The organism is Pseudosporangium ferrugineum (genome assembly GCF_003002065.1).
Lineage (GTDB): Bacteria > Actinomycetota > Actinomycetes > Mycobacteriales > Micromonosporaceae > Actinoplanes > Actinoplanes ferrugineus_A.
This window is the reverse complement of the sequence record NZ_PVZG01000001.1, coordinates 924,806-950,486: the sequence shown is the minus strand read 5'-3', so window position 1 is coordinate 950,486 and position 25,681 is coordinate 924,806. Positions and strand designations below refer to the sequence as shown.

At 74.5% G+C, this 25,681-nt stretch carries 23 protein-coding genes and 1 riboswitch; of the genes, 13 read left to right on the top strand and 10 right to left on the bottom strand.

All coding sequences use genetic code 11. The features are described from left to right. The first annotated feature begins 17 nt into the window (after positions 1-17). The 6 genes from CLV70_RS04145 (at position 18) to CLV70_RS04120 (ending at position 6,628) form a co-directional block, all read left to right on the top strand. Complete coding sequence (locus CLV70_RS04145) at positions 18-287, top strand: ArsR/SmtB family transcription factor (RefSeq protein ID WP_106124930.1); 270 nt, start codon at positions 18-20, stop codon at positions 285-287. A 99-nt stretch (positions 288-386) separates the two neighbouring features. Further along, positions 387-1,964, top strand: coding sequence for a gluconokinase (locus tag CLV70_RS04140; protein ID WP_106125046.1), 1,578 nt, complete (start codon positions 387-389; stop codon positions 1,962-1,964). A 70-nt stretch (positions 1,965-2,034) separates the two neighbouring features. Further along, positions 2,035-2,112: riboswitch (cobalamin riboswitch) on the top strand. Positions 2,113-2,167: 55 nt separating this feature from the next. After that, positions 2,168-4,297, top strand: a complete 2,130-nt coding sequence (locus CLV70_RS04135; RefSeq protein WP_106125045.1) for a VWA domain-containing protein — start codon at positions 2,168-2,170, stop codon at positions 4,295-4,297. Beyond that, positions 4,297-4,899, top strand: coding sequence for a cob(I)yrinic acid a,c-diamide adenosyltransferase (gene cobO / locus CLV70_RS04130; RefSeq protein WP_106124929.1), 603 nt, complete (start codon positions 4,297-4,299; stop codon positions 4,897-4,899). The genes CLV70_RS04135 and cobO overlap by 1 nt, the downstream gene beginning before the upstream one ends. Continuing rightward, positions 4,893-6,263: a cobyrinic acid a,c-diamide synthase CobB gene (locus tag CLV70_RS04125; RefSeq protein ID WP_106124928.1), complete on the top strand. Its 1,371-nt coding sequence runs from the start codon at positions 4,893-4,895 to the stop codon at positions 6,261-6,263. The genes cobO and CLV70_RS04125 overlap by 7 nt, the downstream gene beginning before the upstream one ends. Further along, positions 6,260-6,628, top strand: a complete 369-nt coding sequence (locus CLV70_RS04120; protein ID WP_106124927.1) for a cobalamin biosynthesis protein — start codon at positions 6,260-6,262, stop codon at positions 6,626-6,628. The genes CLV70_RS04125 and CLV70_RS04120 overlap by 4 nt, the downstream gene beginning before the upstream one ends. 33 nt (positions 6,629-6,661) lie before the next feature. Here CLV70_RS04120 and CLV70_RS04115 read toward each other — a convergent pair whose 3' ends face one another. Further along, a complete protein-coding gene (locus CLV70_RS04115; RefSeq protein WP_106124926.1) occupies positions 6,662-8,137 on the bottom strand; it encodes a glutamate-cysteine ligase family protein in 1,476 nt (491 codons plus the stop codon). 121 nt (positions 8,138-8,258) lie between these two features. Here CLV70_RS04115 and CLV70_RS04110 point away from each other — a divergent pair, with 121 nt between their 5' ends. Both CLV70_RS04110 and CLV70_RS04105 read left to right on the top strand, forming a co-directional pair. Continuing rightward, entirely contained in the window at positions 8,259-8,576 is a 318-nt protein-coding gene (locus CLV70_RS04110) for a DUF3817 domain-containing protein (RefSeq protein ID WP_245907999.1), read from the top strand. A gap of 32 nt (positions 8,577-8,608) precedes the next feature. Then, on the top strand, positions 8,609-9,871 hold the full coding sequence (locus tag CLV70_RS04105) for an SGNH/GDSL hydrolase family protein (protein WP_106124924.1): 1,263 nt from the start codon (positions 8,609-8,611) through the stop codon (positions 9,869-9,871). 5 nt (positions 9,872-9,876) lie between these two features. Here CLV70_RS04105 and CLV70_RS04100 read toward each other — a convergent pair whose 3' ends face one another. Continuing rightward, entirely contained in the window at positions 9,877-10,401 is a 525-nt protein-coding gene (locus tag CLV70_RS04100; protein ID WP_106124923.1) for a hypothetical protein, read from the bottom strand. A 174-nt stretch (positions 10,402-10,575) separates the two neighbouring features. Between CLV70_RS04100 and CLV70_RS04095 the strand changes: the two genes are divergently transcribed. Beyond that, positions 10,576-11,529 (top strand): iron-containing redox enzyme family protein, encoded by a 954-nt coding sequence (locus CLV70_RS04095; protein ID WP_106124922.1) that lies wholly within the window; start codon positions 10,576-10,578, stop codon positions 11,527-11,529. A gap of 19 nt (positions 11,530-11,548) precedes the next feature. Here the strand turns inward: CLV70_RS04095 and CLV70_RS04090 are convergent, their stop codons facing one another. Further along, positions 11,549-11,884, bottom strand: a complete 336-nt coding sequence (locus tag CLV70_RS04090; protein ID WP_106124921.1) for a CDGSH iron-sulfur domain-containing protein — start codon at positions 11,882-11,884, stop codon at positions 11,549-11,551. A 146-nt stretch (positions 11,885-12,030) separates the two neighbouring features. On the opposite strand from CLV70_RS04090, the gene CLV70_RS41655 reads away from it, so the two are divergent. Together CLV70_RS41655 and CLV70_RS04075 are read left to right on the top strand one after the other, a co-directional pair. After that, positions 12,031-14,304 (top strand): hypothetical protein, encoded by a 2,274-nt coding sequence (locus CLV70_RS41655; RefSeq protein WP_158277697.1) that lies wholly within the window; start codon positions 12,031-12,033, stop codon positions 14,302-14,304. A 159-nt stretch (positions 14,305-14,463) separates the two neighbouring features. Beyond that, positions 14,464-15,591, top strand: coding sequence for a SigB/SigF/SigG family RNA polymerase sigma factor (locus tag CLV70_RS04075; RefSeq protein ID WP_106124918.1), 1,128 nt, complete (start codon positions 14,464-14,466; stop codon positions 15,589-15,591). Positions 15,592-15,601: 10 nt separating this feature from the next. Here the strand turns inward: CLV70_RS04075 and CLV70_RS04070 are convergent, their stop codons facing one another. The 5 genes from CLV70_RS04070 to CLV70_RS04055 are packed head-to-tail and all read right to left on the bottom strand — an operon-like array spanning position 15,602 to position 20,041. Continuing rightward, on the bottom strand, positions 15,602-16,333 hold the full coding sequence (locus CLV70_RS04070; protein WP_106124917.1) for an ATP-binding protein: 732 nt from the start codon (positions 16,331-16,333) through the stop codon (positions 15,602-15,604). Positions 16,334-16,391: 58 nt separating this feature from the next. Further along, positions 16,392-18,254, bottom strand: coding sequence for a CheR family methyltransferase (locus CLV70_RS04065; RefSeq protein ID WP_106124916.1), 1,863 nt, complete (start codon positions 18,252-18,254; stop codon positions 16,392-16,394). Between the two features lie 31 nt (positions 18,255-18,285). Continuing rightward, positions 18,286-18,738, bottom strand: a complete 453-nt coding sequence (locus tag CLV70_RS40760; protein ID WP_245907998.1) for a hypothetical protein — start codon at positions 18,736-18,738, stop codon at positions 18,286-18,288. Positions 18,739-18,755: 17 nt separating this feature from the next. After that, positions 18,756-19,304 carry a chemotaxis protein CheB gene (locus tag CLV70_RS40755; protein WP_245907997.1) on the bottom strand — a complete coding sequence of 183 codons (549 nt, stop codon included), beginning with the start codon at positions 19,302-19,304 and terminating at the stop codon, positions 18,756-18,758. Then, a complete protein-coding gene (locus tag CLV70_RS04055; RefSeq protein WP_106124915.1) occupies positions 19,301-20,041 on the bottom strand; it encodes an ATP-binding protein in 741 nt (246 codons plus the stop codon). Before CLV70_RS04055 ends, CLV70_RS40755 begins: the two co-directional genes overlap by 4 nt. A 142-nt stretch (positions 20,042-20,183) precedes the next feature. On the opposite strand from CLV70_RS04055, the gene CLV70_RS04050 reads away from it, so the two are divergent. Both CLV70_RS04050 and secA2 read left to right on the top strand, forming a co-directional pair. Then, positions 20,184-21,914: an ABC transporter ATP-binding protein gene (locus tag CLV70_RS04050; protein ID WP_106124914.1), complete on the top strand. Its 1,731-nt coding sequence runs from the start codon at positions 20,184-20,186 to the stop codon at positions 21,912-21,914. A 54-nt stretch (positions 21,915-21,968) separates the two neighbouring features. Beyond that, positions 21,969-24,263: an accessory Sec system translocase SecA2 gene (secA2, locus tag CLV70_RS04045; RefSeq protein WP_106124913.1), complete on the top strand. Its 2,295-nt coding sequence runs from the start codon at positions 21,969-21,971 to the stop codon at positions 24,261-24,263. A 72-nt stretch (positions 24,264-24,335) separates the two neighbouring features. On the opposite strand, the gene CLV70_RS04040 is transcribed toward secA2, so the two are convergent. Beyond that, a complete protein-coding gene (locus tag CLV70_RS04040) occupies positions 24,336-25,256 on the bottom strand; it encodes a DUF3500 domain-containing protein (protein WP_106124912.1) in 921 nt (306 codons plus the stop codon). Between the two features lies 1 nt (position 25,257). Next, entirely contained in the window at positions 25,258-25,653 is a 396-nt protein-coding gene (locus CLV70_RS04035; RefSeq protein WP_106124911.1) for an ankyrin repeat domain-containing protein, read from the bottom strand. Positions 25,654-25,681: the final 28 nt, after the last annotated feature.

The following is a 25,681-nucleotide window of genomic DNA, read 5'->3' as shown; positions in this document are numbered from 1 at the left end:
GTGGAATAGTCGCTCGCGTGCCCGTCGATGCCATCTCCGTGCTGGCCGAGCCCACCCGGCGCCGCATCCTCGACGAGTTGCGGCTCGCCGAACGCAGCGTCGGTGACCTGGTCGGCGTCCTCGCCCTGAGCCAGCCCGCGGTGTCCAAGCACCTCAAGGTGCTGCGCGAGGCGGGGTTCGTGTCGAGCCGCACCGCCGCCCAGCAACGGATCTACCGCCTCGAGCCCGGGCCGTTCCGTGCGCTCGAGGCGTGGCTCACGCCGTACCGGAGGATCTGGTCGGGTTAGGGTTTCGGCAGGCCGCTCGCGGCCGCCGCTTGAGCGGGCGCCGCAGCGGGCATGTTCGTCGCCGGGTGCCGGGTGCCGGCCGCGAACTCGGGAGGGTGCATGGACGTCGTCATCGGGATCGACACCGGAACCACCGCCACCAAGGCGATCGCCGCGGGGCTCGACGGCGAGGTGCGCGCGATGACCAGCGTGCACTACCCGCTGTCCGTGCCCGGTCCGGGGCGGGCCGAGCTCGACCCCGTCCGGCTGCGCGACGCCGCCACCGAGGCGCTGGTCACCGTCGCGCGGGAGTGCCGGGAGCGCGGTGACCGGGTGCTCGCCGTCAGCCTCAGCGCGTTCCTGCACGGCCTGGTGCCGATGGACGCCGGCGGCAACCCCACCGGCCCGCTCATCACCTGGGCGGACAACCGGTCCTCGGCGCAGAGCGACGAGCTCGCCGCCGCCGGCCGGGCCAAGCCGCTCCAGGCGCGGACCGGCACCCCGGTGCACCCGATGGCACCACTCGCCAAGCTCGCCTGGTGGCGCGCCGAGGACCCGGCGATGCTGCGTGACACGCCGCGCTGGGGCGGCGTCAAGGAGGTCGTGCTCAGCGGGCTCGCCCGGGACGCCTTCGTGGTCGATCTCTCCGTCGCCTCCGGCACCGGGTTGTACGACATCCACGAGCGCCGCTGGGACCCCGAGGCGCTCGACATCGCCGGCATCGACGCGGGGCGGCTCGCGGAGGTCGTGCCGACCACCACCGCGCTCAAGCTGCACGCCGAGGTGGCCGCGGCGGCGGGACTGCCGGCGGACACCCCGCTGATCATCGGCGCGGCCGACGGACCGCTCGCCAACCTCGGCGTCGGCGCCACGCCGGCCGGCGTGGCCGCGGTGTCCCTGGGCACCAGCGGCGCGCTGCGCACGGTGGTGAACGCGCCGATCGCGGACAAGGCCGGCCGGCTGTTCTGCTACGCGCTGACCGAGGACCGGTGGGTGCTCGGCGGCGCCGTCAACAACGCCGGCTCGGTGGTGCGCTGGGCCGGGCAGACCATGGCCGAGGGCTTCGACCGCCCGCCCGCCGAGGGGGAGGACGCCGACGTCCGCGACGCCGCGCTGCTGGTCGAGGCGGCCACGGTCGCGGCCGGCAGCGACGGGCTGATCTGCCTACCGTACCTGCTGGGCGAGCGGGCGCCCTGGTGGCGCGGCGGGATGCGCGGTGCGTACCTCGGGCTCCGGCGCGAGCACGGCCGGGCGCATCTGGTCCGGGCGGCGGTCGAGGGGGTGTGCCAGCAGCTGGCGCTGGTGCGGGACACCTTCGCCGCCGAGGGCGTGCCGATGACCGAGGTGCGCGCCACCGGCGGGGCGGTCGCGTCGGAGCTGTGGGTCGGGGTGCTGGCGTCGGCGCTGGACCTGCCGGTGGCGATCGCGAACACGCCCGAGGGGACGGCGCTCGGCGCGTGCCTGCTCGGGCTGCACGCGATCGGCGAGCTGCCCGACCTGGACCGGGCCGCGGCGCTGGTGGAGATCACCGCGCACACCCGGCCGGACGAGGCGGACGCCGCGCTCTACAAGCGGTTGCGGCCGCTGGTGGAGAAGTCGGCGCTCGCGGTCACCGACGTGCTGACCGAGTTGGACAGGCTGGCGCCGTCGCCGCTGCCCGGCACGGAGAAGGCGGTCGGGACCCCGGTTCGCGGGTGAGGATGGCCACGGCGGTCCGCGTTGACGGGGTGGGCGGCGGTGCGACAGAGTGACCCGCGAGCGGTAAGCGGAGGAACCCGGTGCGAATCCGGGACGGTCCCGCCACTGTGACCGGGCGGCCGGCGGCTGCCCGGGAGTCAGGAGACTCCGGCCGCTCGCTCCCTCTGCACGCGGGCGTGGACACCCGCGGAAAGGACCGTGGCGTGACGCCGTATCCGTTCTCCGCCGTCGTCGGCCTTGACGATCTGCGCCTCGCCCTCCTGCTCACGGCGGTGTCACCGGCCGTCGGCGGGGTGCTCGTCCGGGGGGAGAAGGGCACCGCCAAGAGCACCGTGGTGCGCGCCCTCGCCACCCTGCTGCCCGAGGTCGACGTGGTGCGCGGCTGCCGCTTCGCGTGCGATCCCGGCGCGCCCGACCCCGGTTGCCCCGACGGCCCGCACGAGCCCGGCGCGCCGCACGGGCACCGGCCGGCCACGCTGGTCGAGCTGCCGGTCGGCGCCACCGAGGACCGGGTCGTCGGCACCCTCGACATCCAGCGGGCGCTCGCCGACGGCGTGAAGGCGTACGAGCCGGGCCTGCTGGCGGCGGCCCACCGCGGCGCGCTGTACGTCGACGAGGTCAACCTGCTGCCCGACCACCTCGTCGACCTGCTGCTGGACGCGGCGGCGATGGGGCGCGCGCACGTGGAACGCGACGGCGTCTCGGTCAAGCACGCGGCCCGCTTCCTGCTGGTCGGCACGATGAACCCCGAGGAGGGCGAGCCGCGGCCCCAGCTCGTCGACCGGTTCGGGCTGGTGGTGACGGTGTCCGCGCCGCGGGAGGCGGTGCAGCGGGCCGAGGTGGTGCGGCGGCGGCTCGCGTACGAGGCGGACCCGGACGGTTTCGCGGCCCGGTTCGCCGCCGCCGAGACCTCGCTGGCCGCCCGGATCGCGACGGCCCGGGCCGCGGTGCCGGCGGTCCTGCTGCCGGACGCGGAGCTGGACCGGATCGCCCGGATCTGCCTGGCGTACGGGGTGGACGGCATGCGCGCCGACCTCGTGGTGGCGAGGTGCGCGGTGGCGCTGGCCGCCTGGCACGGCCGGGAGCGGGTGACGGCGGGGGACGTGCGCGACGCGGCGCGGCTGGCGTTGCCGCACCGGCGCCGCAAGGACCCGCTGGATCCGCCCGGCACCGACGAGCAGCGGCTCGAGGAGGCGCTGCGGGAGGCGGGCGGCGACGACCCGGACGAGCCGCCACCGCCGCCGGACGCGGGCGGGCCCGGCCCCGGCGACACCGGTCCGGACACCGGGGATCCGGGCAGCAGCGGATCGGACAGCAACGGACCGGGCAGCGGCGGGCCGGACGGCACCGGGCCGGGCAGCGGCGGGCCGGGCAGCAGCGGGTGGGACAGCGGCGCGCCGGACAGCGGCGGTCCGGACGGTGGGGGGCCGGGCGGGCCGGGAGGCGGCAGTGACGGCTCGGAGGAGCGGGGAACCGCTTCGCACGAAGCCGGTCCGGAAGAGGGCGGCGGCCGGAACGGCCCGGCGGGGCGGAAGGGCGCGGCGGCCGGGGCGGCGTACCGGCCGCGGACGCTGCGGATCGCCGCGCGGGGCGAGGGCGGGCATGCCGGGCGCCGGTCGCCTGCCTTCGCGCGGCGGGGGCGGGTCGTCGGATCGCGGGTGCCACGCGGCAGGCTCAGCGGCGCGCCGCACCTTCCGGCGACCCTGCGGGCGGCGCTGCACCGCGGCGGGGCCGGGGTCCGGCCCGGTGACCTGCGCGAGTCCGTGCACGTCGGCCGGGAGGCCAACCTCGTGCTGTTCGTCGTGGACGCGTCCGGGTCGATGGCGGCCCGCAAGCGGATGACCGTGGTGAAGACCGCGGTGCTGTCGCTGCTGCGCGACGCCTACCAGCGGCGGGACCGGATCGGCATGATCACGTTCCGGGGGTCGTCGGCCGAGCAGGTGCTGCCCCCCACCTCCAGCCACGAGGTCGGCGTGCTGCGGCTCGCGAGCCTGCGCACCGGCGGGCGCACCCCGCTGGCGGCCGGCCTGCGGGCCGCCGCCGCCACGATCGCCACCGAGCGCCGCCGTGACCCGCGCCGCCGCCCGCTGCTGGTCGTGGTCACCGACGGGCGCGCGACCAGCGGCGCCGACCCGGTGCTGCTGGCCCCGGTGCTGGCCGGCGTCGCCACGGTCGTCGTCGACTGCGAGTCCGGGCCGGTGCGGCTCGGCCTCGCCCGGCGGCTCGCGACCGCGCTGGACGCCGACGTCCTGCCGCTGGAGGCCCTGGCCGCCGACGGAGCGACCCACCACCGGCCGGGACCGGCCGGCGTGCACCCCGGGAGGGCTGCCTGATGCCGCAGGGACAGGTCACCAGCGTGCCCGACGACGGGCTCACCACGCGGCAGCGCCGCCGCCAGGCCGTGCTCGCCGTCCACACCGGACACGGCAAGGGGAAGTCGACCGCCGCCTTCGGGATGGCGTTGCGGGCCTGGAACGCGGGGTGGCCCGTCGGCGTGTTCCAGTTCGTCAAGAGCGAGAAGTGGCGGGTCGGCGAGGAGGCCGCGCTCAAGGCGCTCGGCCAGGTGCCCGGCGGGGCGCCCGTCGCCTGGCACAAGATGGGCGAGGGCTGGTCGTGGATCCAGCGGGCCGGCACCGAGCGGGACCACGCCGCCGAGGCCGCCGAGGGGTGGGCGCAGATCAAGCGGGATCTCGCCGCCGAGACGCACACCTTCTACGTGCTCGACGAGTTCACCTACCCGATGAAGTGGGGGTGGGTGGACGTCGCGGACGTGGTGGCCACCCTGCGGGAGCGGCCCGGGGTGCAACACGTCGTCATCACCGGGCGCGACGCCCACCCCGAGCTGCTGGCCGCCGCGGACCTGGTCACCGAGATGACCAAGGTGAAGCACCCGATGGACGCGGGCCGCAAGGGACAGCGGGGCATCGAGTGGTGAGCATCCCGCGGATCGTCATCGCCGCGCCGGCGTCCGGGCACGGCAAGACCACCGTGGCGACGGGCCTGCTGGCGGCGTGCGCGGGAAGGGGTCTGTCGGTCTCGCCCTTCAAGGTGGGGCCGGACTACATCGATCCGGGCTATCACGCGCTCGCCGCCGGGCGGCCGGGGCGCAACCTCGACCCGGTCATGGTCGGCGAGGAGCTGATCGGGCCGCTCTTCGCGCACGGCTCGGCGGGCACCGACCTGGCCGTCGTCGAGGGTGTCATGGGGCTCTACGACGGCCGGACCGGCGCCGGTGACACCGGCTCGACCGCGCACGTGGCGGCCCTGCTCGACGCGCCGGTGGTGCTGGTCGTGAACGCGGCCGCGCAGGGGCGGTCCGTCGCCGCGCTGGTGCACGGCTTCCGCAGCTTCGGCACGGTGCGGCTGGGCGGGGTGATCCTCAACCAGGTCGGCTCGGACCGGCACGAGGCGCTGCTGCGGGAGGCGTGCGAGGAGGTGGGCACGCCGGTGCTCGGGGCGCTGCGCCGGGCCGCCGCCGTGGAGGCGCCGTCGCGGCATCTCGGCCTGGTGCCGGCCGCCGAGCGCCGGGCCGAGGCGCTGGCCTCCGTCGACGCCCTGGCCACGCTCGTGGAGTCGGCGGTGGACCTCGACGCGGTCCTGGCGCTGGCCCGCTCCGCACCCCCGCTGACGGCGACGCCCTGGAGCCCGGCCACCGCCGAGCCGGTGCCGGGCCGTCCCGTGGTCGCGCTCGCCGGCGGCCCGGCCTTCACCTTCGCGTACGCCGAGACGGCCGAACTTCTCACCGGCGCGGGCGCCGACGTCGTGGTGGTCGACCCGCTGCGGGACGAGACCCTGCCCGAGGGCACCCGCGCGCTGGTCGTCGGCGGCGGCTTTCCCGAGGTGTACGCCTCCGAGCTGTCCGCCAACGAACCCCTGCGCCTGGCCGTGGCGTCGATGGCGGCCGTACGCATGCCGATCGTCGCCGAATGCGCGGGCCTGCTCTGGCTCTGCCGCACCCTCGACGGCGCCCCGATGTGCGGCGTCCTCGACGCGGACGCGGCGATGACCCCGTCGCTGACCCTCGGCTACCGCGACGCGGTGGCGCTGGCGGACAGCCCCCTGCTGCCGGCGGGCTCGCGCATCACCGGCCACGAGTTCCACCGGACCACCGTCCACCCCCGCTCGGGCCTGCTGCTCGAACCCGCCGGGGGAGCGGCCTGGGCGTGGCGCGGCGCGGACCCGGAGGGTTTCGCGGCCCCCGCCCTGCACGCGTCCTACCTGCACCTGCACTGGGCGGCCGACCCGGCGATGGCCCGCCGCGTGGTGACGGCCGCGGCGGCCGTGCCCGCCCCGGCATGAGCCTGACGCTCGGCGTCGGGGTCCGCGCCGCGGTGACGCCCGGACAGCTCGGCGCGGCCGTGGACGCCTCGCTCTCCCGGGCGGGCGTGCCCGGCTCGGCCGTCTCCGCGGTCGCGACCCTCGATCGTCGCGCCCCGGTCCTCGCACCCTTCGCGCGGGCCCGGGGATGGCCGCTCGTGCCGGTGCCGCCGGAGCTGCTCGCGGCCGTCGTGCCGGCCCGGCCCTCGCCGCGGGTCGCCGCCCTGGCCGGGGTGCCGAGCGTCGCCGAGGCGGCCGCCCTGGCCGCCGCCGGTCCCGGAGCCGCGCTGATCCTGCCGAAACAGGTCTTCCCCGGCGTCACCGTGGCGATCGCGCGGGCGGCCTGACCACGTCCCAGCAAAAGCGGCCCGGGCGGCCCGTCAGTTCAGCGGCCACTCGTGGACCGGGACGTTCTCGTGCATCGGCGGCAGGTAGCGGCGCAGCATCTCGTGCAGGGCCGCCTGCCGGTCCAGGCCGTCGCCCTCCAGGGCGTGCAGCGTCTCCACCTGCCACGTCGCGCCGTTGCGGCCGGTCAGGCAGCGTTGCTCGATGATGCCGAGCAGGCGGTCGCGTTCGCCGCGGGACACGCCCCACTTCGCCAGGCCCTCGTGGGCCAGCGGGAGCAGGCGGCGCAGCACCAGCTCGGTGACGGGCACGTAGCCGAGGCCGGGCCAGAAGACCGACGCCGCCAGCCCGTGCCGGGCGCACGAGTGGAAATTCTCCTCGGCGGCGCTGAACGACATCTGGGTCCAGATCGGCCGCTCGGCCTCGGCGAGCATCCGGACCAGGCCGTAGTAGAAGGCGCCGTTGGCCACCGTGTCCACGACGGTCGGGCCGGCCGGCAGCACCCTGTTCTCCACTCGCAGGTGGGGGCGGTCCCTGACCACCGCGTAGATCGGGCGGTTCCAGCGGTAGACGGTGCCGTTGTGCAGCCGCAGCTCGCTCAGCTGCGGGATGTCGCCGCTCTCCAGGATCTGCTCGGGGTCCTCGTCGTCGCAGATCGGCAGCAGCGCCGGGAAGTAGCGGACGTTCTCCTCGAACAGGTCGAAGACCGAGGTGATCCAGCGCTCGCCGAACCATACCCGCGGGCGTACGCCCTGGGCCCGGATCTCCTCCGACCGGGTGTCGGTCGCCTGCTCGAACAGGGGGATCCGGGTCTCGCGCCACAGCTCCCGGCCGAAGAGCAGCGGCGAGTTCGCCCCGAGCGCCACCTGCACGCCCGCGATCACCTGGGCGGCGTTCCAGTACGCGGCGAACTGCGCGGGACTCACCTGAAGGTGGAACTGGGTGCTGGTGCAGGCCGCCTCGGGCGCGATGCTGTCGGTGGTGACGGCGAGCCGGTCGATGCCGTCGATGCGGATGTCGAGGTCCTCGCCACGGGCCGCGAAGATCTGCTCGTTGAGCAGCGCGTACCGGGGGTTGGTGGAGAGCGCGTCGGTGGTCAGGTGCTCCTTGCGCAGCGTCGGCAGGATGCCGATCATCACCATGTGCGCGCCGGCCTGGCGGGCGTGCTCCTCGGCGTTGTTGAGGCTGGCCCGCAGCTCGCGTTCCAGGTCGGCGTTCTCCTCGCCGGCCAGCCGCCGCGGCGCCACGTTGATCTCGATGTTGAACTGGCCGAGCTCGGTCTGGTAGTCGGGGTCCTCCAGCGCCGCGAGCACCTCGGCGTTGCGCATCGCCGGGTCGGCGTTGCCGTCGACCAGGTTCAGCTCGATCTCCATGCCGGTCAGCGGGCGCTCGAACTCGAAGCGCGCCTCGCGCAGCATCGAGGCGAACACGTCGAGACTGCGGCGGATCTTGTGCCGGTACTTCGTCCGGTCCTCGCGGCTGAATTCCCGACGCTCGACCTCTTCGCCCACCGCGCACCGCCCTTCCCGAGAGCCAACCCCTATGATCTGCCAGTCCGCCCTCCGGCGCACCATCCCACGCGCCGGACATTCCGTTGGAGGCTCCGGCGTGCGCCGCATACCTGCCCTTTTCGTGGCCGTCGCAATCGCGGAGGCGGTGAGCTGGGCGCTGCTCCTGACCGGAATGTTCTTCAAGTACGTGGTCGTGCACGACGAGATCGGGGTGAAGATCGCCGGTCCGCTGCACGGCGCGCTGTTCATGGCGTACCTGGCGGTGACCGTGGTGCAGGCCCGGGCCGCCGGCTGGCGGTGGTGGGTGACGCTGGTGGCGCTGGCCTGCTCGGTGCCGCCGTTCGCGACCGTCGTCTTCGAGCGGTGGGCGCGGTCGCGCGGTCTGGTCGGCGACGGCGCGTCCCGGCCTTTACAGATGACGGGTACGCATCGAGACTGATCGTTGTCCTGAACCCGGCTGGGGAGGCAACGATGCGCAGGATCACCCGGATCGCGGCAGTGTCCACGCTGCTGCTGGCCATGGTCGCGGCCCCGGCCGAGGCGGAGCGGCGCGGGCCCGCGTGGACCACGGCGTGGGCGACCGCGCCGGCCGCGGCGGTCTCCGGCGTGGAGCAGGGCTACGCCGGCTTCACCATCCGCAACGTCGTGCACACCACGACCGGCGGCAGCACCGTACGGATCCACCTCTCCAACCGTTTCGGCACCCAGCCGGTGCTGATGGGCCACGTGACCGTCGCGATCTCGGCGCACACCGGTGGCCGCCGCGACGGCACCGTCGACCGCAGTGACGGCTCGGCCCGGCCCGGCACCGTCCGCGACGTGCTCTTCGCCGGGCGCGCGTCGATCACCGTCCCGGCGCGGGCCGAGGTCGTCAGCGATCCCGTACGCCTCTCCGTGCCGGCCGATCAGGACCTGCTGGTGAGCACCTGGACGCCGCAGCCGTCCGGCACCGTGACCTACCACCCGGCGGCGATGCAGGACTCCTTCTTCAGCCGGGGTCCCGCCGACCACGCGGGTGAGGAGGCCTCCACCGCGTTCGGCGAGACGACCCGGGTGTGGCACTACGTCAACGGCGTCGACGTCTCGGGCGGGCCGGGCACGGTGGTGGCCCTCGGCGACTCCATCACCGACGGCGTCACGTCGACCTGGGGTGCCAACCGGCGCTGGACGGACTATCTCGCGGCGCGGCTCGCGAGCAGCCCCGTGCCCGACTACGGGATCGCCAACTCCGGGATCAGCGGCAACCGCGTCCTGCTGGACAGCAACGCGCCGAATTACACGATCTACGACACCTTCGGCCCGAGCGCGCTGACCCGGTTGAACTGGGACGTCCTCGAGCGGGCGGGTGCCCGTACGGTGATCGTGTTCGAGGGGATCAACGACATTCAGCAGACGCCGCACCAGGCCGACCCGGAGCAGATCATTGCGGGCCTGGCGCAGATCGCCGCGCAGGCGCGGGCCCGCGGCCTGCGGGTCGTCGGCGCGACGATCATGGCGTGGAAGGGCTGGGGCTCGTGGACGCCGGAGCTGGAGCGGACCCGGGTCGCCGTCAACGAGTGGATCCGCGCGGGCGGCGACGGCGCGCTGGACGGGCTCGCCGACTTCGACGCCGCCACCCGCGACCCGGCGGACCCGCAGCGGATGCTGCCCGCCTTCGACAGCGGTGACCACCTTCACCCGAACGACGCCGGCGACCGTGCGATGGCCGCGGTGGTCCCGCTGGCCCGCCTCTGAGCGCCTCAGCTGATCCAGGCCACGGCGAGCGCGCCGGCCACGAGCAGGCCGAGCACGGCCTGGATCAGCAGGCCCGGACCCAGGTGCGACCACATCGTCGGGATCCGTGGCGTGTACGGCTGCAGCGTCTCCAGATTCAGCACCTGGTGCAGCTTCACGGGCAGGTCGGGGTCCTTCTGCGGCACGGTGCGCACCTGCACGAGGTCGCCGCGGTGCAGCGCCGACTGGGGGAGCTGCCCGTGCATCTCGACCTCGTACGTCTGCCCGAGGTCGTCGCGCAGCCGGACCGGCGTGACCAGGTACTCGGGGCCCTTCTTGAGATCCTTGAACCGTCGCCGGGCGCCTCCGCCGGAGCGGATGAGGGCCAGCAGCGCCTGGGCGATGGACGCCGTCACGAAGACGACGATGAGCAGCGGCTGCCCGACCCGGACCTCGCGGGTGTACGAGGTCCGGAAGCCGAGGAACCGCCCGGTGATGACCGGACCGGCATGCCGGAGGATCCGCTCGCGGTACAGCTCGGTGTCATCCATGGGGATCACCTCCTGGGGGTTCCCTCATGGTACGGAGAGCGATGTTTCGACCACAGTGAGTGAATTGGCAACTCACGTAGCTCGTGCGGAAGGCGCGAAACAAGGCGTGATCGTTTGGGGGAGGGCGGACCGGGAACTCCTCCGTTCCGTTCTCCTGCGTCAGGAAGTCGCCCCATGAAGCTTCCCTCGTCCCGCGGCCCCGTGTCGGACGCCGTCATCACCGCGCTCTCCCAGGGCCCGCACGACTTCACCGCCGGCGACCCCGACTCGGACGACGACCTGCACCTCGCCCTGTTCGTCCTCTACGAACTGCACTACCGCGGCTGGGACGGGGTCGACGACACGTGGGAGTGGCACCCGGGCCTGCTCGGCCTGCGGGCCCGGCTGGAGGCGGCGTTCGAGGCGGAGCTGCGGCGGCTGCCCGTACCCGGGGACACCGGTGACGTGCCCCACCAGCTGATCGCGATGACCCGGGAGCCGGGCGGGCCGTCGCTCTCCGGCTATCTGCGCGGGCGGGCCGGCTACGAGCAGTTCCGCGAGTTCGCCACCCACCGGTCCGTCTACCACCTGCGCGAGGCGGACCCGCACACCTTCGCGATCCCCCGGCTGAGCGGTGCGGCCAAGGCCGCCCTCATCGAGGTCCAGATCGACGAGTACGGCGGAGGCACCGCGGCCCGCATGCACCAGGAGATGTTCAAGGAGACGATGACGGCGCTCGGGCTCGACACCACGTACGGGGCGTACGTGGAGGTGGTGCCGTGGCAGACCCTCGCCAACAACAACCTCATGTCGCTGTTCGGGCTGCACCGCCGGCTGCGGGGGGCGTTGCTGGGGCATCTGGCCGCGTACGAGATGACGTCGACCGGGCCGAACCGGGCGTACGGCAACGGGCTGCGCCGGCTCGGCGGCGACGAGAACGCCACCCGCTTCTACGACGAGCACGTCGAGGCGGACGCGGTGCACGAGCAGATCGCGGCGTTCGACATGTGCGGGTCGTTCTGCGCGGCCGAGCCGGAGCTGGCGGCGGACGTGCTGTTCGGGGCCCGCTGCGTGCTGACCCTGGAGGACCGCTGGGCCGGGTACGTGCTGTCCCGCTGGGAGCAGGGCGAGTCCTCGCTGCGGATCTAGCGTCGGGCCGCGGGTCCGCTCAGCCGGGCGTGGGTCCGCTGCCGCTGTCGCGGGGTGCCGCACTGTCGCCGGATGCCGTGGTCTCTCGGGGTGCCGTGGTCTCGCGGGTTGCCGTGATCTCGCGGGGTGCCGGGGTGTCGCGGCCGGTGCCGGCGCGGAAGCCGATGGCCTTGTGCGTACCGTCGCAGAAGGGTTTGATCGCCGATTTCCCGCACCGGCAGAGCGCGACCGTGCCCCGCCCCGGCTCGATGATCTCGCCGTCCGGGGTGCGCAGGGTGAACCGGCCGCGCAGCAGCAGCGGCCCGTCCTCGTACGGGACCACGACCGCGCCCTGCTCGTCCGCCTGACCGCTCATGCCGCAGCGATGCCCGCGGTCCACCCCGGGGAAACCCGCGCGGACCCGTCCGTCTACCGATTGTGCGAAAGCGGCCCGGAGCTGCGCCGTTCACGGTGAACTTGACCGTGAACGCCTGTCACGGGCGAGCTACGGGGGTAGAACACATGGCGAGCGGGACGAACTACGTCAACCCGGACAGCATTCTGGCGCGTACGGCCTGGGAGATGGTCCGGTCCCACGCGGGCGGTGTCGGCCCGCACGAGGGCATGACGACCTGCCCGGCCTGCGGTGAACCCCTGCCGTGCCCGGTCGGCCGCGCCGCTGCGGAGGTCGTCCAGGCGGCGGGCCTGGCGGAGTCGTCCGGCCTGATCGAGGCGGCCCGCGGAGGTCTCGGGGCCTCGCCGCTCGGCCTGCCCACCACGGCCACCCAGCAGGCGACCGTCCCGCTGCCGGCGCCGGCCTCCGCACCCGTCTCCCCGCCGGCGTCGCCGCTGACCTTCTCCGCCCCGTTCGAATCCGCCCCGCCGGAATCCGCCGCGTGGGAATCCGCTCCGCCCGCCTCCGGGCCGGCCGCTCCGACGCCTTCCTTCTCCGTGGCCCCTCCGGCGGCGCCGACGTCCTGGCCGCCGATGTCCGGCCCGGCCTCGCCGATGTCCGGTCCCACCGCGCCGATGCCGGGTCCGGCCTCGCCCGCCGCGGAGCCGCGGCCGGAGCCGGCATCCACGATCGACCCGGTCCCGGTGGCCCCGCCGTCCTTCGACATCCCGCGCGAACCGATCGCCCCGCCCACGTTCCAGGAGTCCCGCGACCGCCCGGAGCCCGCCTCCTTACCGGACGGCCCCCCGTCCCCGGCCGGCGCCTCCCCGGCGTTTCCTGCCCCGGAGTTTCCGTCCCGGGCCCTGCCGTCCCAGGTCTCACCTTCCGCGGGTGGCCCGCCTGCCCCGGACGCGCCGCCCGCCTTCGCCGGATTCGGAACCTCGCCGGCGGAACACCCACCCGCAGAAGCGCAGGCCGCGCCGGAACCCCAGGCCCCGCCTGCCCCGCCTGCCTCGCCTACCTCGCCTGCCTCGCCTGCGCCGCCGCCCGCCCGCGAGATGCCGGACGTCGACCCGCTGCTGCTCGGCCCGCCGGTGTTCACCCAGCAGAACCGCCCCCTGGACGCGCCACGCTTCACCCCGTCGGCCCGCCCGTCGGAGCCGCTCGTCTCGCCCTACCACCCGGGCGAGGCGCCGCCCGTCACCCCGTTCGAGCCGATGAGCCTGGACGCCCCGCCCCGGACGCCCGAACCGCCCGCGGCCGAGCCCACGCCCGAGCCCGGCGCTCCGGCCGCGCCGCTCGGCGACACCCTGCAATCCGCCTTCGCCGACCGGGCCGCCAAGCCGGGCCCCGCGTCCCCGAACGGCACACACCCGCCGGCCACCGCCGTGCAGCCACCCTCGGGCCTGACCGCACCGCCGGCACCCGCCACGCCGTCCGGCCTCACGCCCCCGCAACCACCGGCCCCGACCCCGCCGCCGCAGGGCGCCTCCCCGGCCGCCACGCCGCAGGCCCCGGCACTCACCCCGCCCGCGCAGCCTCCGGCGCCCGGCGCCGCACCGCAGGCCCCGGCACTCACCCCGCCCGGGCAGACTCCGGCGTCGGGCGCCGCGCCGCAGGCCCCGGCCGGCCCGGCGAGCGCCGACAGCGCGTTCCGCCCGGTCGACCCAGCGTCGCGGATGACCCGGCCGCCGCTGGAACCGCCGCGGATGGGCCAGCTGAACCCGCAGCCCGGCGGCGGCAACCCGTCCGCCCTCCAGGACGCACCGCAGGCCATCGCCCAGCCCGCCGGCCCCACCCTGCCCGGCCTGAGCCAGCCGGGCCTGAGCCAGCCGGGCCTGAACCAGCCGGGCGCGGACTCCCCGTTCGCGCGTCCCCAGCCGCCCGCGGACGCACCCTTCGGGCCCGCAGCGGAAAGCCCGTTCGCCCGTCCGCAGCAGGAGCCGCAGCCGCAGGCCCCCGGCGCCCAGCCGGCCCCGGGCGAGCCGTCCGCCTACCCGGCACCCTCGGCGTTCGCGCAGCCCGCCGCCCCGGAGGCCCGGCAGCAGCCCTCGGCGTTTGCGCAGCCCGCGACCCCGGAGGCCCGGCAGCAGCCCTCGGCGTTCGCGCAGCCCGCCGCCCCGGAGGCCCGGCAGCAGCCCTCGGCGTTCGCGCAGTCCGCCGTCCCGGAGGCCCGGCAGCAGCCGCCGGCGCCCCGGCCGAACCGCCCGCCGCTCGAGCCGCCGCAGATGGGCCAGCTCAACCGGCCGCTGGAGCCCGCGCCGGGTGACGCCGGAGCGCCGTCCGGTCTGCCGCAGCGCCCGTCGCCCGCCGCGCAGCCGCCCCGGCCGGCCCAGTCGTGGGACGCGCCGGAGGACGACGGTGAGGCGCCGAGCGGGCTTCCTCGGCGGCCTCCGCAGTAGAGCATCGGGAGTCATTGTTCCGATCGGTGCGTTTCAGCCGTATCCGCACGGGGCAGTAGCGTCGGCGACGAGTATTCCGGCGGGCAGGGCCACCCGTCCGGACCAGATGGGGTTCCGGTGCGGGGATGGCCGATCCGGACCGGTCGAGGGGGGAGCGGTATGCCCGCTCAGGACGACACGCACACGCGTGTACTGGAGGACCTCGACACCGCCGCCGTCGAGTACGCGACCAGGATGGCGGAGGCCTCGGCCCCGGAGCGTGCCGTGCTCCGGGACGAGCTGACCCGTACGTGCCTGCCCTTCGCGGGTCGCATGGCGCGCCGTTACCGGGGCCGTGGCGAGACGCTGGAGGACCTCGAGCAGGTCGCGCGCCTCGGGCTGGTGAAGGCCATCGACCGGTACGACCCCGAGCGCGGTTCCTTCACGGCGTACGCGGTCATCACGATCTCCGGTGAGATCAAGCGGCACTTCCGCGACCGGACCTGGGGTGTGCACGTCCCCCGCCGCATCCAGGACCTGAGCCTCGAGGTCGGGCACGCGTCGATGGTGCTGACCACCGAGCTGTCCCGCACGCCCACGGCCGCCGAGCTGGCCGCCCGGCTGCGGGTGACCGAGGCGGCCGTGCGGGAGGCGCTGGAGTCCGCGGCCGGTTACTCACCGTCGTCGTTGAACGCGCCGGCCGGCGGGGACGGCGCGGCGGAGTTCGGGGACCTGCTCGGCGATCCGGACGCCGACCTGGAGATGATCGACGACCGGCTGACCGTCGCGGGGCTGCTGCTGCGCCTGCCCGCGCGGGAGCGGCAGATGCTGGCCCTGCGGTTCTACGGCAACCGCACCCAGGCGGAGATCGCCGCCGAGCTGGGCATCTCGCAGATGCACGTGTCGCGGCTGCTCAGCCGGTCCCTGGCCTGGCTCAGGGAGGCGATGCTCAGCGACTCCCTGCCGCGCTGGGAGGGTGCGAACGGGCCGTCCGACGTCCACGGCATGCAGATCTCGGTGCACCGGTCCGGAGGCGATCTCACCGTACGGGTGCGGGGCGAGGTCGACCGCGACACCGCCGAGCGGCTGCGCACGGCGCTGCGCCACGCCGTCTCGACCGCGGACGCCGACCGGCTGGTGATCGACCTGGCCGGGGTGCCGCTGGTCGACGCCGCCGGGGTGGCCGTGCTGCTGGACGCGGCGTCCGCCGCCGCGGTCGCGGGGACCGGCCTGTCCCTGACCGGCGCCCAGCCCTACGTCGCGCGGATCCTGGCCGTCTCGGGCCTGCAGAACCTGATGGGCGGGTAGCGGGCGGTCGTCACCGCGTCGACAGCGACGCCCAGACGACCTTGCCGCCCTCACACGGCAGCCAGCCCCAGGCGTGCGCGGACGCGTCGACCAGCATGAGCCCTCGCCCGCTGGACGCGTCGGGCGAGGCGCCGGAGCGCAGCGCGGGCTCCGCGGACGATCCGTCGCGGACGGAGATGTGCAGGTAGTGGCGGCGCAGCGTGAGCCGCAGGGTCATCATCGTGCTCGCGTGGTCCACCACGTTGCTGACGAGCTCGCTGGCGATCAGGCTGGCCGGCGCCACCAGCCGGTCGAGCCCCCAGCGCAGGCAGGCGTCGGTGGCGACGTTGCGTGCCTGCCGGGCCGCGCCCCGCAGGGGCAGCAACTCGTCGCTGAGGTCGGGCTGCACCTGCCGGTCGTCGTCGAGCGCGGCGAGGGCGGCGTCCACCGACGGGAAGACCGGCAGCCGCTTGTACGCCGCGAGCGTCAGCGTCCGCCGGGCGTCGGGCCGTGGCGCGCACATCAGCACCGGGATGCCGGGCCACCGTGCCGCCTGCCGGGACAGCGTGGAGAACACCGCGAGGGCCAGCGGCTCGCGGACAGTCAGGTTCGAGAGGTCGATCAGCAACGCGTCGGGCTGCTCGGCCAGGCTCTTCAGCAGCCGGGCCCGCAGCGACGCCACCTCGGGGAGGCCGAGGTCGCCGCAGAGGGCGACGGACAGCCGTCCCCCCGTGACCTCCCGCACCAGCGCATCGACGCCCACTGCTCGTCCTCCCTGGCTGGTGAGAAAGCGGGATACCCGCAGTGGGGCGGCCGAAACGTCAGACGTCGTCCGCCTCCATCACGATGATGGCACCCTCCGTCCCGCGGGAGGCCTCCTGACCCCGGAGCGGGGCGCACGCCACCCGGACCACGACGGCGCGGCCGCGCCGGTTGACGGCGTCCACCGACACCTCACCGGAGCTGCCGTCCTCGCCCAGCGACCCGCGCAGCATCGGCCGGAGCTGCTCGAACGGCAGCCCGATGTCCAGGTTGAGGAAGTGCTGGCCGACCACCTCGCCCGACCGTACGCCCCACAGGTCCTCCGCCCGGCGGTTCCACATCCGGATCCGCAGGTCCCGGTCGACGACCGCGACGCCCGCCCGCAGGCTGGTCAGCACCGTCTCCAGGAAGGAGTTGGCCTCGTCGAGCTGGGCGGTGCTGACCCGGAGCTGGTCGTTGATGCTCTGGAGCTCGTCGTTGGTGGACTGGAGCTCCTCGTTCATCGTCTCCAGTTCCTCGTTGGTGGACTGGAGTTCCTCGTTGGTGGTCTCGAGCTCCTCGACCGTCGACTGGAGTTCCTCGTTGGTGGTCTCGAGCTCCTCGTTGGTGGTCTCGAGCTCCTCGTTGGTGGACTGGAGTTCCTCGTACGCGGCCTCGAGCTGCTGGTTGGCGTGCTCCAGATCGTCCTGCAGCCGCCGGGCGGCGGTGACGTCGTGGAAGATCAGGTTGACGCCCAGCAGGCTGCCGTCTTTGCCGGTGAGCGGGCTGACCTGGACCTCGAGGTGGGTGACGTCGCCGTTGCGGCCGTATTCCACGTCCGCGACGCGCAGGGTGCGCCGCTCCAGCTGGGCCTGCTCGATGTAGCGGCGCAGCTCGACCGGCCTGTACGACAGGTCGAGGTCGCGGAACGGCCGCCCGATGTCCCGCGACGACACCCCGAACAGCTTCTCCAGGCGCCGGTTGGTGAGGGCGACCAGCCCGTCGGAGGTGAGACCGAGCTGGGCGAGGGAGCTGGCGGCGAACGCCTCGTTGCGCAGCTCGTCGAGGCCCACGACCCCGCCGGTGCCGGCCGGGATCGGCTCGGCGAAGACGGCGCCGGCGATCGGCATCACCCGCGGCACGCGCCGGAACACCCGCCGCTTGAGGTCGATGGGGGTGAAGAGGTTGCCGTGGCTCAGCAGCATCTCGGCCTTGCCGAGGAAGAGCACCCCGCCGTCGGACAGCGCGAAGTGGAACCGGGACAGGATCTTCGCCTGGGTCTCGGCGTTGAAGTACATCAGGGCGTTGCGGCAGGTCAGCAGGTCTATCCGGGAGATCGGCGCGTCCTGCACCAGGTCATTGCGGCCGAAGATCACCGAGCGGCGCAGGTCCTTGCGGAAGACGAACCGGTTGCCGACAGGCTCGAAGTACTTGGCCGCCAGCTCGGGCGGCACCGCCTGCATCTCGCGCTCGCCGTAGCTCGCCTGCCGGGCCTCGGCCAGCTGCTCCTCGTCCACGTCGGTCGCGTAGATCTTGACCCGTTCCCGGAACGCCTCCAGGCCGAGCGTCTCGGCGAGCACCATCGCCAGCGTGTACGCCTCCTCGCCCGAGGCGCACCCCGCGGACCAGACGCGGATCGGCGCGTCGGAGGACTTGGCGGACACCAGCGCCCCCAGCACGTCGGCGCGCAGGTAGTCCCAGGCGTCGGCGTCGCGGAAGAAGCCCGTGACGTTGATCAGGATGGTGTTGAACAGGGCCGTGAACTCGTCCGGGTGAACCTGGAGGAAGTCGAGGTACTCCGGGTAGTCCGCCGCCTCGACCTGGGACATGCGGCGGTTGACCCGGCGCATCAGGCTCGACCGCTTGTAGCCGGTGAAGTCGAACCCGCGCGACTCCTTGAGGTAGACGAGCAGGGCCTCGAAGTCGGGGTCGATCGCGTTCACGCCGGAACCGTATCGCAGGCGGGTGGCGAGGTCAGGACGACGGTGTCGTGTCGTCCGCGTGCGGCGCGGAGCCGAGCCGGGCGATCAGCCGCCGCAGGGTGGCTCCCGCCACCTCGGCGTCGCGGGCCATGTCGTTGAAGCGGTCGGCGGACGCGGACTGCCGGTGCGCACCCGCGGTGGCCATCCGGCGGCTCAGCGCCGACTTCTCCTCCAGCGCGCGCAGGGCCATCCAGAGCGCCCCTTCGAGGGCGACCGCCTGCTCGTCGAGAAGGCTCTCCGGGGACCAGGCGTGTCCCACCCGGCAGCGATAGCGCGGCACCGGGCCGCCGCCGACCTGGAACAGGCTCCCGCCGCAGCTCGGGCAGCCGAAGCCGGCGGGCGGGGTGTCGAGCTCGTCGGTGGTGAGGGGGCCCAGTTCGGAGATGGCGACCTCGGCATCCAGAAGTTTGTCGTCGTGAGCGGGGCGGCGCTCGGGGAGATCCATGGCGGTGATCCCGGCGATCAGGCCGCCGAGCTTGGCGGCGGGCAGGACGTGGTCCGTGTCACGTGGGCGATGGCCGCGCGGGGCATCCAGGGATAGAGCGCGTCGGCCGGGTCCTGCACCACGGTGGTGCCGCCGCGGGCCGCGATGCTCGTCAGGCCGGCGGCGCCGTCGTCGCGTGAGCCGGAGAGCACGACGCCGACGGCGCGCTCCGCGTAGCTGCGGGCGACCGAGCGGAACAGCGGATCCACGGCGGGGCGGTGGCCGTTCTCGGCCGGGCCCCGGGTCAGCCGGATCCGGCCCTCCAAGGCCAGCAGGTGGTGGTCGTTGGGGGCGACGTAGATGCGGCCGTGCCGCAGCTCCTCGCCGTCGACGGCGGTGGCGGCCGGCAGCGGGCCGCTGCGGGTCAGGATGGCGGGCAGCGCGCTGGGGGAATCCCGGGGCACGTGCAGCACCACGAGGACGGCGCCGGGGTAACCGTCCGGCAGGCCGGCGACCAGGGCGCGCAACGCCTCCACACCCCCGGCGGACGCGCCGACGGCAACCACGTCGCGGTGCTCGGCCGTCACGCCGCTCCCGTCGTCAGTTTCGTCCAGACCACCTTACCGCCGGGCACGGGCAGCACACCCCAGGCGTCGGTGAGTTCCCGTACGAGGTGCAGCCCGCGACCGCCCGCCTCGGAGACGCCCGGGTCCCTGGGCCGGGGAAGCTTGCGGCTGCCGTCGCGTACGGTCAGGCACAGCAGCCCGTCGCGCAGCCCCAGGGTGAACTCCATGGTGGTGTGCGCGTGCCGCACGACGTTGGCCACGAGTTCGGTGGCGACCAGCCCCACGGTGGCGGCGAGGTCCCTGACCTGCCACGCGGTGCACGCCTGCGTCACCACGTGCCGGACCTGGCGGCAGGCGTCGGGCACGGGACGCAGGCGTAACCGGATGCGGTGCGGCTCCGGCTCCTCCCATCCGTGCGCGGCAAGCGCCTTCGCGCAGCTGTCCTCGGTGGTCACCCCGTCGCAGCCGAGCCGGTCCCGCAGGGTGCGCGCGGTCGCCGGCTCCGCGCCGCAGAGCACCAGCGGCACGGCGGGCCACTCGGCCGTACGGCAGACGATCGAGCTGAGCACGTCGAGGGCGACCGGATCGGCGACCTCGAGCTCGCTGACGTCGACGAGCAGGGACTCCGGCTGGGTGGCGAGGCTGCGCGTGACGGCCCGGTCCAGGGCGTCGCCGGTGACCGTGTCCAGCACCCCGCTGACCCGCAGCACAGCGACCGGGAGGTCCTGCTCCGGGCGGCAGACCAGCTGGCTCGACATACGTACCCTTCGTCAGCCGTCGCGTCGTGTCCGTCGCGTCGTCCGGACCATGTGCCCGCCGGGAACCCGGGGCAAACGCAAACGGCCCGGGGTGTCCGGCGACACCCGTGGCCGGGCGCGCGGGGCGGATACGCTCTCCGGCATGGACGCCAGGAGGGTGGGACTGCCGGCGCTCCTGCCGTACCTGCGTGAGCATGCCCGCACCCTGGCCGCCGTCGCCGCCCTGTCGCTGGTGGGCGCCGCCGCCGCGCTGGCCCAGCCGGTCCTGGTGCGCACGGTGCTCGACGACATCTCGGCCGGCCACCCGGCCGCCGCCGGGGTCGCACTGCTCGTCGCCCTGCTGATCACCGGCGCCGCGATCGGCGGCATCCGCGACTTCCTGCTCCAGCGCACCGCCGAGGGCGTGGTCCTGACCACCCGCCGAAGGCTCGCCGGCCACCTGCTGCGGCTGCCCATCGCCGAGTACGACGCCCGGCGCACCGGCGACCTGCTCTCCCGGGTCGGCGCGGACACCACCCTGCTGCGCGCGGTCGTCACGTCCGGGCTCCTCGAGATCGTCACCGGCGTCGTGATGGTGACCGGCGCGACGATTGCGATGGCCGTGCTCGACCCGCTGCTGCTCGGCGTGGCCGCGGCCGGCCTGGCGGTCGGGATGAGCGTGGCGATCACCGCGTCCCGGCGGGTGCGGGCCCTGTCCCAGCGGGCGCAGGAGCGGCTCGGCGAGATGACCTCGGCGGTGGAGCGGTCGATCTCCGCCGTCCGCACCATCCGGGCGGCGGGCGCCGAGGAGCGTGAGGCGCGGACGGTGGGGCGCAGCGCGGCGGAGGCGTACGACGCCGGCATGCGCGTGGCCCGGCTCGAGGTGCTGATCGGGCCGGCGGCGACGGCGGCCACGCAGGGAGCGTTCCTGCTGGTGCTGGGCGTCGGCGGGGCCCGGGCGGCGTCCGGCGCGATCACGGTCGGCGAGCTGGTCGCGTTCATCATGTTCCTGTTCTTCCTGGTGCTGCCGCTGGGGCAGGCGCTGAGCGCGTACACCCGGCTGCAGACCGGCCTGGGCGCGCTGCAGCGCATCGAGGAGATCCTGGACCTGCCGGCGGAGTCGGCGGGTGACGTGGCGGCGGTTCCGGACGCCGCCGGCGCGGCCGACGCGGTCGCCTTCGAGCACGTGTCGTTCGCCTACCCGGGCGGCGGCGAGGTGCTGCACGACGTCAGCTTCACCGTCCCGCGCGGCTCCCGGGTGGCGCTGGTCGGCCCCTCCGGCGCCGGCAAGTCCACCACCCTCGCCCTGATCGAGCGCTTCTACGAGGTGAGCGACGGCACGATCCGGGTGGACGGCACCGACATCCGGCAGGTGCCGCGGGCCGGCCTGCGCGCGAAGCTCGGCTACGTCGAGCAGGAGGCGCCCGTCCTGGCCGGCACCCTGCGCGACAACCTTCTGCTCACCGCCCCCGGCGCGGACGACGCCCGGCTGCTGGCGGCGCTCGGCGAGGTGAATCTCGGCGGGCTCGTCGCCCGGGCCCCGGAGGGCCTGGACGTGCAGGTGGGCGAGGGCGGGGTGCTGCTGTCCGGCGGGGAGCGGCAGCGGCTGGCCATCGCGCGGGCGCTGCTCGCCGGCTCGCCGATCCTGCTGCTGGACGAGCCGACCAGCAACCTCGACGCCCGCAACGAGGCCGCGCTGCGCGAGGCCATCGCGACCGCGTCGGTCCGCCGTACGCTCGTCGTCGTGGCCCACCGGCTCTCCACCGTGATCGACAGCGACCGCATCATCGTGCTCGAGGGCGGCCGGGTCGTCGCCCAGGGCACCCACCGTGAGCTGCTCGACCTCAGCCCGCTCTACCGGGAGCTGGCCGCGCACCAACTGCTGGTTCCGTGACGGGCGCGGGAGTCGGCACCCCGCTCGCAGGAAAGTGAAGTACCGTAACGCGCCATGGGTGTGTCTCAGCGGCTGAAGAGCCGGTTCCGCAAGTTCCTGCAGCGTCCGGGCACCACTGTCGATCTGGGGCCGTTGGAGAAGCGGTTGCCGGCCATCGAGGCCCGTGAGGACGCGCTGAAGGAGCTCGACGACGAGGCGCTGACCGCCGCGGCCGGCGAGGCGACCAGTTACGAGGAGCTGTGTGCCATCGGCCGCGAGGCCGCCTGGCGCGCGATCGAGCAGCGGCCCTACGACGTCCAGCTGGTCGGCGCGATGGCGCTGCTGTCCGGCAAGGTCGCCGAGATGGCCACCGGTGAGGGCAAGACGCTCACCGCGACGATCGCCGCGTACGGCCACGTCCGCCTCGGCAACGGCCCGGTGCACGTGCTGACCGTCAACGACTATCTCGCCCGCCGCGACGCCACCTGGATGGAGCCGGTCTACAAGCTCCTCGGCCTGACCGTCGGCTGGGTCACCGAGGCGTCCACGCCTCAGGAGCGCCGGGCGGCGTACGCGGCGGACGTCACGTACGTCTCGGTCAGCGAGGGCGGCTTCGACTACCTGCGCGACCAGCTCGTCACGTCGGTCGACGACCGGGTGCAGCGCGCGCCGGCCACCGCGATCGTCGACGAGGCCGACTCGATCCTCATCGACGAGGCCCGCGTGCCGATGGTGCTGGCCGGCAGCACCCTCGGCGAGAGCGACCCGGTGCACGAGGCCGCCGAGCTGGTCCGGGACCTGCGCGCGGGCAAGCACTTCGAGGTCGCCGAGGACGGCCGCAGCGTCGCCTTCACCGACGCGGGTCTCAAGGCCCTCGAGGAGAAGATGGGCATCGACCTGTACGCGGACGAGCACGTCGCCCAGCTCTCGGCGGTCAACGTGGCGCTGCACGCCCGCGCCCTGCTGCGCCGCGACGTGGACTACATCGTGCGCGACGGCACGGTCGAGCTGATCGACGAGATGCGCGGCCGGGTCGCCCAGCGCCGCCGCTGGCCCGACGGCCTCCAGGCGGCCGTGGAGGCGAAGGAGGGGCTGCACGCCACCGCCGAGGGCGAGGTGCTCGACACGATCACCGTGCAGGCGTACATCGCGCTCTACAAGACGGTGTGCGGCATGACGGCCACCGCCGTGCACGTCGGCGAGCAGCTGCGGGAGTACTTCAAGCTCGAGGTCGCGGTCATCCCGTCGAACACCCCGAACATCCGCGAGGACGAGCCGGACCGCATCTACTCGGCGCACGACATGCGCGACGAGGCGCTGGTCGAGGAGATCAAGATCGCCCACGACAAGGGCCGGCCGGTGCTCATCGGCACCCTCGACGTGAAGGCGTCCGAGCTGCTCGCCAAGCAGCTGGCCGCGGCCGGCGTGCCGTCGGTGGTGCTGAACGCGAAGAACGACGACGAGGAAGCGGCGATCATCGCGGAGGCGGGCGCGCTCGGCGCGGTCACCGTCTCCACCCAGATGGCCGGCCGCGGCGTCGACATCCGCCTCGGCGGCAGCGACGAGAAGGACCGCGACAAGGTCGTCGAGCTCGGCGGCCTCTACGTCATCGGCAGCGGCCGGCACGACAGCCGCCGCGTCGACGACCAGCTCCGCGGCCGCGCCGGCCGCCAGGGCGACCCGGGCGGTTCGGTCTTCTTCGTCAGCCTCGAGGACGATCTGATCACCCGGCACGCCGGCGACATCCTGCCGTCGTCGCCGCGGATGGACATGGACGGCGTCGTCCACGACGACCAGGTCGAGTACGCGGTCGAGCACGCCCAGCGCGTCGCGGAGGGCGTCAACCACGAGATCCACCGCAACACCTGGCGCTACAGCGTCGTGATCGAGCAGCAGCGGCTGGCCCTGGCGGAGCGCCGCGAGCGCCTGCTGACCAGCGAGGTCGCCGCGATCATGCTGCTGGAGAAGACGCCGGAGAAGGCGAAGGAGATCGACGAGGACGTGCTGTCGGACGCGGCCCGCTCGATCGCGCTCTACCACCTCGACCGGCTGTGGGCCGAGCACCTGGCCGAGCTCTCCGAGGTGCGCGAGGGCGTGCACCTGCGGGCCCTGGGCAAGCTCGACCCGCTCGACGAGTTCCACCGCGCGGCGGTCCCGGCCTTCCAGAAGGTCTTCACCGAGATCGAGCGGCGCACCATCGAGACGTTCGAGGAGACCGACTTCACCGACGGGTGGCAGCCGGAGAACGCCGAGCTGGTCCGCCCCAGCGCGACGTGGACGTACCTGGTGCACGACAACCCGTTCGGCTCGGAGCTCGACCGCCTCATCGCGGCGGTCGGCCGGCGCCTCACCTCGGGCGCCTCCAGCTGATGCCGCCGCCGGCCGGGACCGCCATGGTCCCGGGCGGCGCGGTCCCGGCCGCCGCGGTCCCGGCCGGGGCGGTCAGGCAGTGTGGGACGGCCCCGCGTGGTGGGCGGCCAGGAGGTCGCCGCCGAATTCCCCGTGCGGGCGCCGCAGCACCGTGTGCGCGTGGTTCCCGTCGTCGGTGGTGTTGTCGAACTCGATGAGCAGATCCGGGCCCTGGACGCGGTAGTAGTGCCGGGTGCCGGGCTGCGGCGGCCCCTCCCACGCGAAGTGCAGCTCGCCGCCCGCGGGATCCAGCTGCGCCGCCAGCTCGTCCGGCAGCCGCCCCAGGTAGAGCGCCACCAGCTGGTCGAGCAGCGCACGCTCGCCGGGCCTCAGGTCCGCCCGGGCGATGCCGGCCGGTGCGATGGTCGCGCTGCGCGGATGGGTCCCGGTGCGGATATCGTACGGCGCCACGTCCCCCACGACCGCAATGCGGCGGGCCCCCGTCGACAGCGAGAGCAGCAGCTCGCGCCCGAGGTCCTCCTCGGCGCCCAGCGGGCGCAGCACGGGCCGGCCCAGGGCGTCCACCCGCGCCGGGTTCGCGCCGAGGAACACCGGCGCGGGGGAGACCCGGCGGCCGGCGATCGTCATGCTGACCGACAGGTGGTGGCCCTCGAAGCGCCACGCCCACGCGTCGCCGCCGGGCGTGCCGAAGACGATCACCCGGTAGTCCTCGCTGTGCCGGCCGCGGTGGCCGCCCTCGCGCCGGTCCAGCACCTCTTCGAGCGCGAGTACGGCCATGGCCTGCGCGAACGCGGCCGGGCTCAGCCCGGTGGCGAGCAGCCGGTGCACGATCTTGCGGGGCCCGGGTGCCAGGCCGGCCAGCGACACGCCCGGGCGCGGCCGGGGCCGGTATTCGATCCAGTGCCGCTGCGGGTCGTCGAAGCCGGCCCCGGCCTCCGGGCACCCGGCCAGCAGTTCCGCGGCGACCGCCGCCATCTCTCCGGCGAGGGTCATGTCAGGCGCCTCGCAGGAGTAGCTCGGTCATCTCGGGGAGGGCGAAGAACGCGGCCGTCTCGCGGGCGCTCGGCGCGCCGCCGTCCGGATCCGCGCCGGCGGCGAGCAGGGCCTCCACCGACTCGGCGCTCCTGCGGAACACGGCCGCGGCGAGGGCCGTCTGGCCCCGGTCGTTGACCCGCGCGGGGTCGGCGCCGTGGGCCAGCAGCGCGGCGACCACCGCGGGATGGTTGTGGTACGCCGCCAGGATCAGCAGCGTGTCGCCCTTGTCGTTGGTCAGGTCGGGGGTGAGCCCCTGCGCCAGGAAGCCGGTGAGCTCGGCGGTGCCGCCGGAGCGGGCGAGGTCGAACATCCGGTGCGCGAACGCGATCGTTTCGGCGTCCAATTCCGCGGCCATGTCGGCCAGCGTACGGTGCTAATCTGCC